The sequence below is a fragment of the Mongoliitalea sp. genome, assembly GCF_054166905.1.
Genome location: NZ_JBSZCK010000040.1, coordinates 184,806 through 201,884 on the forward strand (window position 1 = coordinate 184,806; position 17,079 = coordinate 201,884).

Genomic DNA, 17,079 nt, shown 5'->3' on the forward strand with positions numbered 1-17,079 from the left:
TTGAGTCACGAAAGTAGCCCCTCTATGAAGGCTTCATTGTCGGTATACGACAAATGCAATGAATTAACGCATTCTTAATTTTGGGTTAAAAATAACCTAACTGAGTTGGAACTCTGATGAAATCTATCCCGCAATAGGGAGATAAATAGCTGAAGGACTAACTTACTTTTTCTCAGCATCCCTAAACCATCCCGCATATTTCGGATAGTTCCCGGCAGTACGCTCGATTACTGCAAGCATTTCTGGTCCAGTAGCTTTTACTTTTTTGGCAGGTGCACCTGCATAAATACTATTTTCTTCTACCACAGTTCCCGCCAATACCACCGCACCTGCAGCAATCACCGCACCCGAGTGAATAACTGCTTTATCCATCACTATTGCGCCCATACCTATCAATACATTATCATGAATGGTACAGCCATGAACAACCGCATTGTGAGCAATCGATACTTTATTGCCAATGTAAGTCCCGGATTGCTGATAGGTCCCATGGATCACCGCCCCATCTTGGATATTGCTATCATCACCTATGCGGATTTCATGAACATCTCCTCTGATTACTGCGTTAAACCAAACCGTGCAGTTTTTTCCCATTTTCACATCTCCAACAATAGTTGCATTGGGGGCAAACCAACAATTTTCATCCCAAGAGGGCTGAGTTCCATTAACTTCCATGATAAGTGCCATAAGAATTAGGTATAAAATGCGTTAAATTTTCTATCAAAAGTATTTTTTTTTGGCTTAGCGTGAACTTTTTTGGCTCAAAATAGTTTTCGTGTATAGACATTAAATAGGAAACTAACTTATCTATTAAAAATTATGAAATTCATTCAAAAATCAGGCTTGTTTGTAGCCGCTGCTTTGTTAGCCTTCGCTTGTGGTAAACCAGGCGATACAGTAGAAACCACAGATGCTCAAGATGTAGCTGCTGGTTCTGGTGTAACTCTTGCAATCAGCCCAGAAACTTCTTCTGTAAACTGGACTGGTTACAAGCCAACTGGTAAGCACTGGGGAACTATCCCGGTAACTTCCGGTGAATTGATGGTAGAGGGTACTAATTTGACAGGTGCTCGTTTTGCATTTGATATCACGGGCTTGAAAATTGATGATATCCCCGCTGACAATGAGAATTATGGTAAATTGTGGGGTCACCTTCAGTCTGCCGATTTCTTCGATGCGGCTAACTTCCCAGAAGCTGTATTCGAAATGACTGGTGTGGAACCTTTCTCTGCTGGTACTATTGAGGACAAGGATGAGTTCGAAACTGAAAACACTCCTGCTTCAGCTTCAGAATTAGCTGGTAACCCAACTCATTGGATCTCTGGTAACTTGACTATGAGAGGTACTACCAAAAATATCAAATTCCCTGCTACAGTATCTATTGTGGATGGTGCAGTAAGCGCTAAAGCTGGTTTCAACATTGACAGAACAGCTTGGGGTTTGGCTTACGGTGACGAAAGTAATGCAGTAGATAAAGCAAAAGATCAATTTATCTACAACACAGTAAGTGTAGGATTCGACATCAAAGCTAACTAAGACAAATTCATAGATTGTTTGTTTGGTAAAAAGGAGACCTTCGGGTTTCCTTTTTTTGTATCCTTATATTTGTGCCATGTTTCAAATCGAAGTACACCTAGAAAACAGTATTCAATTTTTGTACAAAGCCTTGGATTGGACTCAGGGCAATTTTCCATATATGGCATTATTCCACGGGAACGACGTGGAGTATCCCCAAGGCACCTTTCCTAAGGCTATTTTTGCAGGATACGAGGCTAAGTCTTTGGATGAATTAACCAAAACAAATGTTCCGACCATTGGTATACTTTCTTATGATTACAAAAACCAATTGGAAAAATTGCGAAGTGAAAACCAGGTCATCGTGGCAGTTCCGGATTCAGTATTTTTCGAAGCAGCGCTTTCCATCCAATTGGAAAAACAAAGGATTATCATACAGAGTGAGCACCCGGAACAGATTCTTCTGCAAATTCAGGAACATCAGGTAGCAGAGTCAAAAAATCCTCCTGTACAAATTCAAGCCCTCAGTTCCCGTGAGCAGTACATTGCCCATGTACGATCCATACAGCAGCATATAGAGGAAGGAGATATGTATGAATTAAATTACTGCTTGGGTTATACTTTTGAAAAATCTAATTGGAATCCTGTGGCTGCATTTAGGGAGTTGATGCAGCTTTCTCCCATGCCTTTTTCAGTTTTCCTGAAAGCTCAGCATCAGTATTTGATAGGTGCTTCTCCAGAGCGGTTTTTGAAGAAAACAGGGAGTACACTAATCGCACAACCCATCAAAGGCACCATTCGTAGAGGTTCCAATCCAGCAGAAGACCTCGAACTTGCACAAACTTTATTGAATTCCGAAAAAGAGCGTGCAGAAAATCTGATGATTGTAGATCTTATGCGAAACGATCTTTCCAAAGTATCGGTAACCGGTTCAGTTGCAGTGGAAGAGTTGTTTGGTGTGTATGCCTTTCCTCGGGTTCATCAAATGATCTCAACTGTTAGTTCCCAAGTGAGAGAAGAAATCAGCATTTCTGAGATTTTTAAGGCAACATTTCCCATGGGAAGCATGACGGGTGCTCCTAAAATCAAGTGCATGGAACTCATCGAGCAGTATGAGAATTTTAAGAGGGGATGGTTTTCTGGATCCGTAGGAATCATTGATGCATCGGGTGACTTTGATTTCAATGTAATTATTCGCAGCATTATCTATAATCAACAAACAGGCAAAGGCTACTTCGCCGTGGGTTCCGCCATCACTTACGACGCCGATCCTGCCTATGAATACGAAGAATGCCAGTTGAAGGCATCAGCCATGAGACAGGTTTTGGAGGGGGAGGGAACAGTGAGAAATGAACAGTGAGGAATTAAGAATGAAGAATGAGAAATGAGGAATGGGGGTACGGAAGATATTACTTTTTTTCTTAAACGAATCCTTTACTTAGAAATGAGAAGCGAGAAACGAGAGACAAGAGACAAGAACCAAATGGTAAGACTAAAATTAGGAATCCTTTTTTCTGTGGGTTTTAACCCACTAATGATTTGACTATTATTGTCTGAAATTCAGATACTTTATGAGAGGGTAGCTCTATCAATAGCCGTGGATTTTAATCCCCGGCATTGGAGGAGATTGGCAGTGAACAGTTGAAATACCTCCTTATGAAATAGGTTGACAGTTCATTGACCGAAGACCGAATGGTGTTGCAGTCAAATCTAAAATCTACCTTCTAAAATCTTAAATTATTGACAGTGAACAGTTGGTGAATTAAGAATGAAGAATGAGGAATGAGAAATGTGAGTACAGAAGATATTTCTTTTTCTTACGCGAATCTTGTACTTAGAACCAAGAGTCAAGACTAGATTCGAGCACTTTAAATAGAAATTTTCAAACTTTAAAGGAGTTCGTTTTTGCCTACTAATTTCCGCTAGAGTCTCATAGAGACGGCCAGCATACTAGCCGAGGGTTTCAACCCTCGGATAAAAGATTTCCAGCTCTCTCCTAAAAGTCCCATCGGGACGACCGACATAAATACCTTTGGCCAATGTCAATCGTGTCTATGACACTTCGCCTAAGGTGTGAATATACATCAATGGTTTTAAACCCATTGTTAAAATGTCGGCCCCTCCGATGGAGCTAATAATTGGTTTATTGAATACAGTATATGCATTTATTTTTAATGCCGAAAATCCCGACCTCGAAGAGGTCACATGTTTATAGTTAAATTGTTTGCAGTTAGCGACATTCGACTCCGTTCGGAGTCGCACCTGTCCCTAGACATTTTGTAACTTTAAATAGTTGATCCCGCTGGGATCGGAGGCTTTGTTTAATCATTGAAGAATGATAAAAAAAGTGTCAAGAGAAATTAGGCACTGACACTTGGAAGTCTATCTTATTTCTTGTCCCTTAATTCTAAATTCACCACTATAAAATCTAAAAAATCCTTCCCCGAATGTAGGGAAGGATTTATTTAGGTTGAAATCGAGTATTCAGGTTGAGAAACTTTTTCGATATTAAAGGTACGGATTCCTGCAGGCAGATTCCATTCAATTTCCTGCCCTTCCTGAAAACCGATCAGTGCAACCCCCAATGGGGAAAGAATGGAGAGTTTCTTGGCAGCTAAGTCGGCATCTTTGGGAAAGGTAAGGGTGAACTCTAGTTTTTTTCCACTGGTAATATCTGTGATGTGAAAGGTAGAGCCGAGTTGGATGACTTTATCAGAAATTTTCTTGTCGGCAACTATTTTGGCTCTACGGAGTTCAGATTGTAATACGCCCATTTCTTTGGTTCGTTCACTGGATGGAATTCTTTCCATCATGGATAAAAGGGCTTTTTCGTCTGATTGTTTAATGATAGGTACCATGAGTTAGGTAATTTATAAGTGAATTTTTTAAATAAATTGATAACAGCATTCCAAGTAGCTGAAATTTGAAAGTGTAAATTGGCGTTGAATTGAAGAATCCCAGATGCACATATGCCTGGGAAAGATTCCCCTGCTACGATAAATTGGTTGATTGCACTAGCAGGGGCTTACAGTACAAAGACTTTGCTGGGTGTTGATTTCAAAAAGTGCATAGAATTCCCTTGAAAAGCGCGTGAAAATTGAGACGATATGTTATTTAGGGAAATCATTCCATGCAAGTTACGAATAATAATCAACTTCGTGTAATTTGCATAACTCGTGGACCGTAAAAATAAAGAATGGAAATTGAAGGAGTTGTCATACGGAAAATTATTCATGTAGACATGGATGCATTTTATGCCTCGGTGGAACAGATGGATAATCCTGACCTGAAAGGGAAACCGGTGGCAGTGGGCGGTAATCGTGAGCGGGGCGTCGTGGCGGCAGCATCGTATGAGGCTAGAAAATACGGAGTGCGCTCGGCTATGTCTGGTAAAATGGCGGCGATGAAGTGTCCTCATTTGATTTTTGTCCGCCCACGATTTGAGCGCTACAAGGAACTTTCCATGCAAATCCGCGAAATTTTTTACGAATACACTGACTTGGTGGAACCACTGTCTTTGGATGAAGCATTTTTAGATGTGACGGTCAATAAAGTAAATAATCCATCCGCTACCTTGTTGGCTAAAGAAATCCGTCAACGGATCAAAGATGAAGTTGGTTTGAATGCCTCAGCAGGCATTTCGTACAATAAGTTTTTAGCCAAAACAGCCTCTGACATCAATAAACCCAATGGGCAGGCAGTCATCTTACCCAAGGATGCGGAGGCTTTTTTGGAAAAATTACCCATCGAACGATTTTATGGAGTGGGCAAGGTCACAGCTGAGAAAATGAATAAACTCGGCATTTACAATGGCTATGATCTTAAGCAGTATTCCCTCCAGTTTTTAACCAAAAAGTTTGGGAAGTCAGGGTTGCACTATTTCAATATTGTCAGAGGTATCCATCAAAGTGAGGTGCAGCCTAACCGCTTACGCAAATCCCTTTCTGCAGAAAATACCTTCGAACTAGACCTATCTTCGGCTTCTGATTGCTTGGGAGCTTTACAGGATGTGCTAGCGGAGGTAAAAAAACGCATGGAGCGAACAGGAATTAAGGGTCGTACTGTTACACTCAAAATCAAGTATTCTGATTTCACCATTCAGACCCGAAGCAAAACTTTTGAACAATACCTCGAAATGGATAAGATTTGGGAAACGGTGCAAGCTTTATTGGAACAAGAGGAATTAAAAATGCCTGTTCGCTTATTGGGGATTGGGCTATCCAATCTGAATATTGAAGAGGAGAAAATACTCTTCGGTAAGCAATTGCATTTTGAATTTGATGGATTTGAATAAGCTTTCAGGGGTTTACATTGGTCTTCTGAGAATTTTTCCAAAGTTTTAAACTTTGGAAAAGATGGTCCAGTGTTCGACTTTGAAGGGATAGGGAAAACAGGGATTTTAGCGAGAATCCTGGCAGGTTTTTAAAACCTGCCAGGATTGGTCTTCGAGTCATTTCTCTATTTTTACAAACCACTTTCAACCCGAAAGCACCATTCAGCAAAATTGATGCTGTGACCTGTGTTTTTTTTCTATTTTCGCAGGTATAAATCTGTCTTATGAAAAAGAAATATATGTTTTTCATGCTTCTCTGCTGTCTTTTGGCGTCTGGAAGCATTGTTGCGCAACAAGCCCCACAGTGGCTGCGCTACCCGTCCATTTCACCTGATGGACGATTGATCGCATTTACCTACAAAGGGGATATTTACACAGTACCTTCACAAGGAGGAAAAGCCGTACAATTAACCTTCCATGAGGCGCATGACTTTATGCCTGTGTGGAGCAAGGATGGTCAAAGCATTGCTTTTGCTTCCGATCGTTATGGTAATTTTGATGTGTACATCATGCCTGCACAAGGAGGAAATGCCACCCGTTTGACTTATCATTCTAACGATGAGATGCCATACAGCTTTTCTTCGGACGGTGCTCATGTGATTTTTGGAGGTGTTCGTCAGGATTTGGCAGAGCACAGACAATATCCGACGGGTTCGCAGCCTGAATTGTATAAAGTTCCTGTTAAAGGTGGGCGAATTGACCAAGTTTGGACCATTCCGGCAGAATATGTAGCTGTCTCCGAAGATGGCAGCAAAATGCTCTACCATGATAAAAAGGGTGGAGAAAATGAGTGGAGGAAAAAGCATCAATCCGGTATTGCCCGTGATATTTGGGTCTATGATCAAGGGAGCAATTCCCATCAAATGCTGACTACTTTCTATGGTGAAGACAGGAATCCTGTTTTTGCTCCTAATGGCAGTGATTTTTTCTACCTATCCGAGGAAAACGGCAACTTTAATGTTTGGAAAGCTTCTTTGGCCAACCCTGCCAATAAGCAAGCCTTGACTGATTTGAAAGACTTTCCAGTTCGCTTCCTGAGCATTGCCAAGGATGGCTTGATGAGTTTTTCTTATGATGGACATTTATATACCCTGAGAGAGGGTGGACAGCCTCAATTAGTGGAGGTATCCTTGACCACCCAGGCTATTAGCAATACCGATAGTTTTATTACCATCAACGGGGAAGTACGGGAAATGTCTTTGTCTCCGGATGGTAAAGAGATTGCCTTTATTTCCAGAGGTGAAGTTTTTGTTACCTCTGTGGATGGGGCTTTGACCAAGAGAATTACCACTACACCCGAAGCCGAGCGTTTTGTGCAGTTTGCACCAGATGGTAAGTCCATTATTTATGCAGCAGAGCGTGATGGCAAATGGGAGATTTTACAGACCAAGCGTGTGCGTGAAAAAGAAGAGCCTTTCTTCTTTGCAAGTACACTCTTGAATGAGGAAGTGTTGGTGTCCAAAGATGTGGACGTCTATCAACCAAAGTTATCTCCTGATGGAAAAAAATTGGCATACATTGAGAATCGTAAAAATTTAGTGGTCATGGACTTGGCTACAAAAACTAGCATCACCTTGATGGACGACACCCAATTGTACCATATGCAAGATGGAGATCAGTTTTTCTCTTGGAGTCCTGACAGCAAATGGCTATTAGCGGAATACAATCCAACCATGGCCAATGGTGAGATTGTGTTGTTGGATGTAACAGGTAAACGACCGATGGAAAATATCTCTCAAAATGGTTTCCGCGATTATAGACCTAAGTGGGTCAATGGAGGTAAGCAGATTATCTGGTTTTCCAACAGAGATGGTTTGAAGAGTTTGGCGACAAGTGGAGGTTCTCAAGCAGATGTGTACACGCTTTTCCTCACCAAAGAGGGCTTCGACAAATTTAACCTCAGCAAGGAGGATTACGATTTGATGAAGGAAATCGAAAAGGCAAACAAAAAAGGAGATGACAAGAAAGCTGATGATAAAAAAGAAGACAGTAAGAAAGTAGAGGACATTAAGATCGATTGGGATGAGTTGATTTATCGTAAAGTTAAATTGACCATTCACTCTTCTTCTTTAGGTGATGCGGTCTTAGATAAGGAAGGTGAGAAGCTATTTTACTTGGCCAGATTTGAAAAGGGTTTGAACTTATGGAGCACGGACTTGCGTACCAAAGAAACGAAAATGGAGTTGAAGTTGGATGCTGGTTTTGGGTCTATGGAATGGGATGCAGAGATGAAAAATCTCTACCTATTGGCGAGCGGGTCCATTGCCAAAATTACTAATAACGGAACAAAGAGAGATCCTATCAGAATTGCAGGTGAGATGACTTTGGATACCGATTTGGAGAGAAAGGCCATGTTTGACCATATCCGTATCCGTACCAAAGGTGCTTTCTACACACCGGATATGCATGGAGTAGATTGGGATGCCTTGGCAGATTCCTACGAAAAATACCTTCCACATATTGGCAATGGCTATGAGTTTGCGGAGATGGTTTCAGAGTTGATCGGGGAGCTGAATGTATCCCATGCAGGTGCCCGCTATTCTAGAAGAGTTTCCCAATCAGATGCGACAGCTAGTTTGGGAATATTTATGGATTACAAACACAGTGGCGATGGCATCAAAATCGTAGAAATTCTTCGTAATGGACCTTTGGACAAGGCTGGATTGGACCTAAGCCCTGGTATGATCATCGAAAAAATCGATGGTCAGGTAGTTTCGAAAGATCAGGATGTGGCCGTTTACTTGAATAGAAAAGCAGATAAGTTCACGTTACTAGATATCTTCAACCCACAGACCAATGCACGCAAGCAGGTGACGGTGAAGCCGGTTTCCTTGGGTGAGGAAAATCAGTTGTTATACAGAAGATGGGTACGCAAAAATCAAGAGGAAGTGGACAAACTATCGGATGGAAAATTGGGCTATGTGCATATCCCCGGCATGTCTGATGGACCTTTCCGAACTACCTATGAGGAGATGATGGGCAAGTATCATGACCGTGAAGGCGTGATTGTAGATACTCGTTTTAATGGTGGGGGAGACTTGGTGGCTGATTTGGCTATGTTCTTTACTGGAGAGAAATTCATCACCTACGCCGTAGAGGGTAGAGATGTAGGCTACGAACCAACTTTCCGTTGGACCAAACCAACCCTAGCCATGTTCAATGAAGCTAACTATTCCGATGGACATTGCTTTGCCTGTGGGTATACAGATTTACAGATTGGGAAAACCGTAGGTATGCCTACCCCAGGAACCTGTTCCTTTGCAGGTTGGGAGGCTTTGCCAAATGGTGCCCGTTGGGGTATTGTACCGATCTCTGCCAAAGACAAGCAAGGCAATTGGATGGAAAACAACGAAACCAAGCCACAGTTTGAGGTGAAAAATATGCCAGGCAAAATTGATCAAGGAATTGATCAGCAATTGGAAAAGGCTGTCGAGGAGTTGATGAAGGATGTGAAGTAAGTCTAAAAATTCAGCTATTTAAAGTTCGTAGTTAGCTAAGCCCGGCAGTTTTCAAAACCTGCCGGGTTTTTCTTTTTAGGGGGGGAAGAGAGCTAACTTTTCCAAAGTTTAGAACTTTGGAAAAGTTTGTTTGGGGGAAACTTCAGGAATACAAACAAAGTTTTTTACAAAAATTAGCAGGAATAGGTCTTCAAAGTATCCTTAAAAAATGCTTTTTGGAAGTTTTAGGCCAACTTTTAAGTCCTCAAACCCTAAATTTTTATTTTTTTTTGCGACAACCCATGTCAATCAACTAAAATACCCTGATCAGGGTATAGGAAAGGAAAAACAAAAGTGATATTTTGACATTGCAAAAAAAACGACCCCATAAACAAATGTCTATGGGGCCCTTTTAAATGTTTTCACAACGGAATAATCCTTATTGTGAATTGCTTCAAATTGGTAAAACGAATATAGGATATAAATTTTAAATTTTTGTAAAAGATATGAAAAAGATTTTGGGATTGGATTTGGGTACTACTTCAATTGGTTGGGCATTTATCAGAGAACCAGAAAAAGATGTGGTTGGAAGTGAAATTGTCGATATGGGAGTAAGGATAGTACCTCTTAGTTCTGATGAAGAAAATGATTTTGCAAAAGGCAATACTATTTCAATTAATGCTGATAGGACTCTAAAAAGAGGAGCCAGAAGAAATTTACAACGATTCAAGCAAAGGAGAAATGCACTTCTGGAAATCTTTAAAGATAAGAATTTGATCCCATCAAACTTTAAATATGCTGAGGATGGTCCATCTTCTACGTTTTCAACATTAAAACAAAGAGATAAAGCAGCGAAAGAAAAAATTGAGCTCGATGAATTAGTGAAAGTCCTTTTACAAATAAATAAAAAAAGAGGCTACAAAAGCAGTAGAAAGGCAAAGTCCGATGAGGATGAAGGATCGGCTATTGATAGCATGGTTATAGCTAAAGAGTTATATGAAAATGATCTAACACCTGGACAATGGGTATACGATGCATTGAAAAATGGAAAAAAGAATGTCCCTGATTTTTACAGATCTGACCTTCAAGAAGAATTCAAAAAAATTGTGAATTACCAATCTGAATTCTATCCAGATATTTTGAATTTTTCTTTTGTTGAAGATTGGATGGGAAAAGCTAGTAGTCCTACAAAGCAATATTTCAATAAAAAAGGAGTTCAATTAGCCGAAAATAAAGGTAAACGGGACGATAGAAGATTGCAAGAATATAAATGGAGAGCTGAAGCAGTAAAATCTAAAATTGATCTTTCTGAAATTGCATTCATTCTTTCGCAAATTAATTCTCAAATATCCAATTCTAGTGGCTATCTGGGGGCTATCAGTGACAGGAGTAAGGAGTTGTACTTTAAAAATCTAACAGTTGGTCAATATTTGTTTCAGCAAGTCCAAAAAAATCCCCATACAAGATTGAAAGGGCAGGTTTTTTATAGACAGGATTATTTGGATGAATTCGAAAAAATTTGGAGTGTACAATCAGGATTTCATCCTCAATTAAATGATGAAATTAAAAAGGAGATTAGGGATATTACTATTTTCTTTCAGCGTCGCCTTAAATCTCAAAAGCATTTGATTAGCAATTGTGAGTTTGAAGAACACAATAAGGTTGTACCAAAGTCACACCCCATCTTTCAGGAATTTAGGATATGGCAAAATCTCAATAATTTAACTTTACTAAAAAAAGACAATCTAAATGAAAAATATGAATTAGCATTAGAGGATAAAATTGCTTTGTCAAAAGAATTGGCTTTCAAAAGGGATTTACCCTTAAAAGATGCCTTGAGTATTTTAGGTTTAAAATCAAGTGAATGGGAACTCAATTTTACAAAAATAGAAGGCAACCGTACCAATCATGCTTTTTTTGAGGCATTTGCAAAAATAATTGAACTAGAAGATGGAGAACCTCTTGATTTGGGTAATCTGAAAGCTGACGATATTTTGGATCAGTTCTCTGAGGCCTTTTTAAGAATTGGCATAGATCCAGGGTTACTCCAAGTAAACAATGAAGTCGACGGACCAAATTATGAAAAACAGCCCTATATTCAATTTTGGCATTTATTGTATAGCTCTGAAGACGACCAGAAATTAAAGAAAAACTTAATAAAAAAGTTCGGTTTCAAACCAGAGCATGCAAAAATTTTGGCAAGTATTAGTCTTCAAGATGATCATGCATCCTTAAGTAGTAGGGCTATAAAAAGGATTTTACCTCACCTTCAATCCGGACTTATTTATGACAAAGCTTGTACTTATGCCGGATATAATCATTCGTCTTCTTTTACCACAGAAGAAAATGAAAAGAGAGCGTTGAGATCAGAGTTGGAATTATTAAAAAAGAATTCTTTGAGGAATCCTGTAGTAGAAAAGATTCTTAATCAGATGATTAATGTTGTAAATGCTATTATAAAAGATCCAAATCTAGGCAGACCTGATGAAATAAGAGTTGAAATGGCTCGGGAGCTAAAGGCAAATGCCGAGCAAAGGAAAAATATGACTTCCAATATTGCATCTGCGACAAGAGACCATGAAAAATATAGAGAAATACTCAAAAAGGAATTTGGGCTGAAAAGAGTTACTAAAAACGATTTGTTGCGTTACAAACTTTGGCTGGAAACAGATGGGATATCTCTTTACACTGGTAAGCCAATAGAGGCAAGTAAACTTTTTTCCAAGGAATATGACATCGAACATATTATTCCCAAAGCAAGATTATTTGATGATTCTTTTTCTAACAAGACTATTTGTGAAAGGCAACTAAATATTGATAAAGCGAATGTTACGGCATTTAGTTTTCTTCAAAATAAACTATCTGCTGATGAGTTTGAGCAGTACCAGTCTCGAGTAAAATCATTTTATGGAAAGTTGAGTAAGGCAAAAATTCAAAAACTATTAATGGCCAATGATAAAATACCCGAGGATTTTATAGCTCGACAGCTTCAAGAAACCCGCTATATCAGCAAAAAAGCGAAGGAAATACTTTTTGAGATTACAAGGAGAGTAACTGTTACAACTGGAATTATTACTGATAAGCTACGCGAGGATTGGGGTCTAGTAGAGATCATGAAGGAGCTGAATTGGGAAAAATATGATAAGTTAGGGTTGACCTACACAATTGAAGGGAAACATGGCGAAAGGTTGAATAAAATCAAAGATTGGAGTAAAAGAAATGATCATCGTCATCATGCTATGGATGCTCTTGCAGTGGCATTGACAAAACCAGCTTATATTCAGTATCTCAATAATCTAAATGCTAAAGGATTGAATGGTAAAAAAGGCACAGAGATTTTTGCAATAGAACAAAAGTATCTTAAAAGAGAAAATGGAAAACTTTGTTTTATTCCTCCAATCGAAAATATTAGAGTTGAGGCTAAAAAGCACCTTTCTAAGATTTTGATTTCTTATAAAGCAAAAAATAAAGTTGTTACAATTAATAAGAATAAAACGAAGAAGAGAGCAGGTTTCAATGAACAGATTGCCCTAACACCAAGAGGTCAGCTTCATAAGGAGACGGTGTACGGGAAGTCCTTTCATTATAGTACTAAGTTTGAGAAAATCGGAGCATCTTTTGATGTACAGAAAATTAATACCGTTGCAAAGAAGGAAGAAAGAGAAGCTCTATTGAAAAGGCTAGTAGAAAATGGAAATGATCCAAAAAAGGCATTTACGGGGAAGAACTCCTTGAGTAAAATGCCCATTTACTTGGACTTGGAAAGAAATATCAAGCTGCCTGAGAAAGTAAAGACAGTTGGACTGGAGGAAAATTACACCATCAGAAAAAATATTGATCCGGATTTGAAGGTGGATAAAATTATAGATGTTGGAGTAAAAAGAATTTTAGAAAACCGATTGGAAGAGTTTGGAGGTAATGCCAAGCTTGCATTTTCAAATCTTGACGAAAACCCTATTTGGCTCAACAAAGAGAAAGGTATATCCATTAAAAGAGTTAAAATTTCTGGAGTAAGCAATGTTGAATCATTGCATATCAAAAGAGATCATTTTGGATCGCCAATTTTAGATCAAAAAGGAAATGAAATACCTGTGGATTTTGTCAGTACGGGCAATAACCATCATGTTGCTATTTATGAGGATGAAAAGGGAAATCTTCAAGAGGAGGTAGTTTCCTTTTTTGAGGCTGTTGTTAGGCAGAATCAAGGCTTACCAATAATCAATAAAAACCACGCTTTAGGATGGAAATTCTTATTTACGCTTAAACAGAATGAGTACTTCATTTTTCCTTCTGATGATTTTGATCCTGAGGAAATAGACTTATTGGATGAAGAGAGTTTTCATTTGATTAGTCCAATTTTGTTTAGAGTGCAAAAGTTTGGAGAATTATCTAAGTCAGGATTTTGGTTTAGACACCACCTAGAAACACAATTAGAAAATAAGAAAGAATTGAAAGGTGTTACTTATATAGATATTTACAGCAAAGAAGTACTAAAGAAAATCATAAAAGTAAGATTGAATCATTTAGGGAAGATTATTCAAATAGGAGAGTACTAAAGAATGGAACCAGGTCAATCCTACCATATCTACAACCACGCCAATGGAATGGAGAATATCTTTCGTGAAGAAGAAAATTATAGGTTCTTTTTGCAACAGTATAAAAATTATTTGGGTGATGTTGTGGATACTTATGCCTTTTGCCTGATGCCAAATCATTTCCATTTATTGGTGGGGGTGAAGCAGACTCCAGATCTGACAGGTTTTAGAAACCTGTCAGGTCTTTAAATTCAGAACAACATGATCAAAAGAACCCTCTTCTTCGGTAATCCTGCCTACCTCAGCACCAAAAACGAGCAGCTGCACATCAGTTTTCCGGAGGCTGAAAAAGCAGATAGGACTGTCCCTATTGAAGACTTGGGGATGATTGTATTGGAGAACCAGCAGATTACCATTACCAATGGATTGTTAGCAAAGTTGACCGATAGAAAAGTAGCTGTTGTGTCCTGTAATGCTCAACATTTACCCGAAGGCTTATTACTTCCCATGCAGGGGCATACCGAGCAAACGGAGCGTGTCCGTTACCAGTTGGAAGCTTCTCAACCACTCAAAAAAAACCTTTGGCAGCAAACAGTGATTGCTAAAATCAAAAATCAACATGCGCTTTTGCTAGAAAAGGGGAAAGAGTCAAAGCGTATGGAGTACCTCTACAAAAATGTCAATTCAGGAGATTCTGGAAATCATGAGGCACAAGCGGCTGCTATTTATTGGCAGGAACTCTTTGATATTCCCGATTTCAATCGGGGACAGGCAGGAATTCCCCCCAATAATTTATTGAATTATGGCTATGCCATTTTGAGGGCAGTGGTAGCACGGGCCTTAGTTTCCTCGGGAATGTTGCCGGGTGTAGGAATTTGGCATCGGAATAAATACAATGCTTATTGCTTGGCGGATGATATTATGGAACCGTATCGACCTTATGTTGATTTGGTGGTAGCACACATCGTAGAAACCCAAGATGAGTATGCAGAATTGACCACAGTATTAAAAAAGGAGCTGTTGAGCATTCCTGCCTTGGATGTCAAGATAGATGGACAAAAAAGCCCTTTGATGGTAGCAGCCTCTCGGACCACATCTTCCTTGTTTGAGTGTTTTGCTGGAATCAGTAGAAAAATCATTTACCCGGAATATGGATGAGAAATATTTTTCAAGACTTAATCAATACAGGAGTTTGTGGGTCTTAGTCTTTTTTGACCTCCCCACGGAAACCCGCAAGGATAGAAAAATTGCTACTTCTTTCCGGAAAAAACTCTTGGATGATGGTTTTGGAATGTTTCAGTTTTCCATTTATATGCGCTTTTGTGCCAGCCGTGAAAATGCGGATGTCCATATCAAGCGAACCAAAAAAAATCTCCCACCCAAAGGAAAAGTGGGGATTATGTCCATAACCGATAAACAGTTTGGGATGATGGAGGTATTTTTTGGTACGAGCAAGCAAGAGACAGAGCCGCCTTCTCAGCAGTTGGAGTTATTTTGAATGTTTGTGAAACTCTTCCAAATTGGCGGATAAGACCTGTCAGGTTTTTAAAACCTGACAGGTCTATTACCCCATAATCTAATTTAATACTATTTTTAATTTTCTATTTTAGCCCATAAAAAACAGCATACCAGCCACTTAACGTGGGGTATGCTGTGATTTCCTTAGGAAGATACCAATTTGAAAGCAATTCACAACTCAAAATCTTTGAGAAAAACCGATTCTCCCGCTGTGATTTCCTTAGGAAGATACCAATTTGAAAGCAATTCACAACTTCTAAGGTGGATCGGCATCCCACACATATGCTGTGATTTCCTTAGGAAGATACCAATTTGAAAGCAATTCACAACAACCAATTGATCTGTCTTGAATTTGTAGGAGCTGTGATTTCCTTAGGAAGATACCAATTTGAAAGCAATTCACAACGGGTTGCCGATAACGTTTTGCTGCTTGGCGCTGTGATTTCCTTAGGAAGATACCAATTTGAAAGCAATTCACAACAAGCAATCGTCTTTTCTCGTTGCTTGCTTGGCTGTGATTTCCTTAGGAAGATACCAATTTGAAAGCAATTCACAACAAGCAATCGTCTTTTCTCGTTGCTTGCTTGGCTGTGATTTCCTTAGGAAGATACCAATTTGAAAGCAATTCACAACTATAGACGACTTTGACCAAATAGTTAAGTCGCTGTGATTTCCTTAGGAAGATACCAATTTGAAAGCAATTCACAACGACCTCTCCCAGCCGGGAAGATACTTTCTTGGCTGTGATTTCCTTAGGAAGATACCAATTTGAAAGCAATTCACAACCATTGATCAGCACATCCCACAAGGCAGGAGCTGTGATTTCCTTAGGAAGATACCAATTTGAAAGCAATTCACAACTATTCGGTAAATATTATCTAACACTACTGTGCTGTGATTTCCTTAGGAAGATACCAATTTGAAAGCAATTCACAACTTTGATTAATCGCAACCAATGGTCTAGAGAGCTGTGATTTCCTTAGGAAGATACCAATTTGAAAGCAATTCACAACTAATATTGTGAGAGGGTTGAAATTCACCTGGCTGTGATTTCCTTAGGAAGATACCAATTTGAAAGCAATTCACAACAAGTTTCTAGGTAATTGCGCAAGCGTTGAAGCTGTGATTTCCTTAGGAAGATACCAATTTGAAAGCAATTCACAACTTATAAATTTGTGGGATTTGTTTTTGAAGCGCTGTGATTTCCTTAGGAAGATACCAATTTGAAAGCAATTCACAACAGCTACCGGTATTGGCTTGCTAGTCATCGCGCTGTGATTTCCTTAGGAAGATACCAATTTGAAAGCAATTCACAACCAGGAAGAAGTGAATATAATTTACCTGTGTGCTGTGATTTCCTTAGGAAGATACCAATTTGAAAGCAATTCACAACTATCCATCCGCTATTTTTTCACTTCCATTAGCTGTGATTTCCTTAGGAAGATACCAATTTGAAAGCAATTCACAACCAATATTTAGTTCTTCATTATAGGGAACATGCTGTGATTTCCTTAGGAAGATACCAATTTGAAAGCAATTCACAACAGCTGACATCTAATATTTCATCCTCAAACAGCTGTGATTTCCTTAGGAAGATACCAATTTGAAAGCAATTCACAACACCCTCCAGGGAGAGGGGGCCCGGGAGTGAGCTGTGATTTCCTTAGGAAGATACCAATTTGAAAGCAATTCACAACTGCAAAGTTGAGTTTGATTTTAGAGCCTTTGCTGTGATTTCCTT

The 17,079-nt window shown here is 39.2% G+C and carries 10 protein-coding genes and 1 CRISPR repeat array (1 of these 11 cut by a window edge); of the genes, 8 read left to right on the plus strand and 2 right to left on the minus strand.

Features of this window, described 5'->3' with window-relative positions; all coding sequences use genetic code 11:
- Window positions 1-162: 162 nt before the first annotated feature.
- Window positions 163-687: a gamma carbonic anhydrase family protein gene (locus ACXIUD_RS14980; RefSeq protein ID WP_458053453.1), complete on the minus strand. Its 525-nt coding sequence runs from the start codon at window positions 685-687 to the stop codon at window positions 163-165.
- 132 nt (window positions 688-819) lie between these two features.
- Between ACXIUD_RS14980 and ACXIUD_RS14985 the strand changes: the two genes are divergently transcribed.
- Together ACXIUD_RS14985 and ACXIUD_RS14990 are read left to right on the plus strand one after the other, a co-directional pair.
- Complete coding sequence (locus tag ACXIUD_RS14985; protein WP_458053454.1) at window positions 820-1,536, plus strand: YceI family protein; 717 nt, start codon at window positions 820-822, stop codon at window positions 1,534-1,536.
- A 76-nt stretch (window positions 1,537-1,612) separates the two neighbouring features.
- Window positions 1,613-2,875: an anthranilate synthase component I family protein gene (locus tag ACXIUD_RS14990; RefSeq protein ID WP_458053455.1), complete on the plus strand. Its 1,263-nt coding sequence runs from the start codon at window positions 1,613-1,615 to the stop codon at window positions 2,873-2,875.
- 1,105 nt (window positions 2,876-3,980) lie between these two features.
- Here ACXIUD_RS14990 and ACXIUD_RS14995 read toward each other — a convergent pair.
- Window positions 3,981-4,373, minus strand: a complete 393-nt coding sequence (locus tag ACXIUD_RS14995) for a GreA/GreB family elongation factor (protein WP_458053456.1) — start codon at window positions 4,371-4,373, stop codon at window positions 3,981-3,983.
- Between the two features lie 338 nt (window positions 4,374-4,711).
- Here ACXIUD_RS14995 and dinB point away from each other — a divergent pair, with 338 nt between their 5' ends.
- From dinB to cas2, 6 genes are all read left to right on the plus strand, one after another.
- Window positions 4,712-5,809, plus strand: coding sequence for a DNA polymerase IV (dinB, locus tag ACXIUD_RS15000; protein WP_458053457.1), 1,098 nt, complete (start codon window positions 4,712-4,714; stop codon window positions 5,807-5,809).
- Between the two features lie 278 nt (window positions 5,810-6,087).
- On the plus strand, window positions 6,088-9,306 hold the full coding sequence (locus tag ACXIUD_RS15005; RefSeq protein ID WP_458053779.1) for a S41 family peptidase: 3,219 nt from the start codon (window positions 6,088-6,090) through the stop codon (window positions 9,304-9,306).
- 485 nt (window positions 9,307-9,791) lie between these two features.
- On the plus strand, window positions 9,792-13,841 hold the full coding sequence (cas9, locus tag ACXIUD_RS15010) for a type II CRISPR RNA-guided endonuclease Cas9 (RefSeq protein WP_458053458.1): 4,050 nt from the start codon (window positions 9,792-9,794) through the stop codon (window positions 13,839-13,841).
- 3 nt (window positions 13,842-13,844) lie between these two features.
- On the plus strand, window positions 13,845-14,069 hold the full coding sequence (locus ACXIUD_RS15015) for a hypothetical protein (RefSeq protein ID WP_458053459.1): 225 nt from the start codon (window positions 13,845-13,847) through the stop codon (window positions 14,067-14,069).
- Window positions 14,070-14,081: 12 nt separating this feature from the next.
- Entirely contained in the window at window positions 14,082-14,978 is an 897-nt protein-coding gene (gene cas1, locus ACXIUD_RS15020; RefSeq protein ID WP_458053460.1) for a type II CRISPR-associated endonuclease Cas1, read from the plus strand.
- The gene (cas2, locus tag ACXIUD_RS15025; protein WP_458053461.1) at window positions 14,971-15,318 is read left to right on the plus strand and encodes a CRISPR-associated endonuclease Cas2; all 348 of its coding nucleotides are present in this window, start codon (window positions 14,971-14,973) and stop codon (window positions 15,316-15,318) included. Before cas1 ends, cas2 begins: the two co-directional genes overlap by 8 nt.
- A 152-nt stretch (window positions 15,319-15,470) precedes the next feature.
- Window positions 15,471-17,079: direct repeats of the CRISPR family, unit length 46 nt; unit sequence GCTGTGATTTCCTTAGGAAGATACCAATTTGAAAGCAATTCACAAC (it continues 1,248 nt past the right edge of the window).

What these genes read in the sequence shown, in the direction of transcription:
- ACXIUD_RS14980 (WP_458053453.1), bottom strand. Translation starts at nt 687, where the DNA reads ATGGCACTTATCATGGAAGTTAATGGAACTCAGCCCTCTTGGGATGAA.
- ACXIUD_RS14985 (WP_458053454.1), top strand. Translation starts at nt 820, where the DNA reads ATGAAATTCATTCAAAAATCAGGCTTGTTTGTAGCCGCTGCTTTGTTA.
- ACXIUD_RS14990 (WP_458053455.1), top strand. Translation starts at nt 1,613, where the DNA reads ATGTTTCAAATCGAAGTACACCTAGAAAACAGTATTCAATTTTTGTAC.
- ACXIUD_RS14995 (WP_458053456.1), bottom strand. Translation starts at nt 4,373, where the DNA reads ATGGTACCTATCATTAAACAATCAGACGAAAAAGCCCTTTTATCCATG.
- dinB (WP_458053457.1), top strand. Translation starts at nt 4,712, where the DNA reads ATGGAAATTGAAGGAGTTGTCATACGGAAAATTATTCATGTAGACATG.
- ACXIUD_RS15005 (WP_458053779.1), top strand. Translation starts at nt 6,088, where the DNA reads ATGTTTTTCATGCTTCTCTGCTGTCTTTTGGCGTCTGGAAGCATTGTT.
- cas9 (WP_458053458.1), top strand. Translation starts at nt 9,792, where the DNA reads ATGAAAAAGATTTTGGGATTGGATTTGGGTACTACTTCAATTGGTTGG.
- ACXIUD_RS15015 (WP_458053459.1), top strand. Translation starts at nt 13,845, where the DNA reads ATGGAACCAGGTCAATCCTACCATATCTACAACCACGCCAATGGAATG.
- cas1 (WP_458053460.1), top strand. Translation starts at nt 14,082, where the DNA reads ATGATCAAAAGAACCCTCTTCTTCGGTAATCCTGCCTACCTCAGCACC.
- cas2 (WP_458053461.1), top strand. Translation starts at nt 14,971, where the DNA reads ATGGATGAGAAATATTTTTCAAGACTTAATCAATACAGGAGTTTGTGG.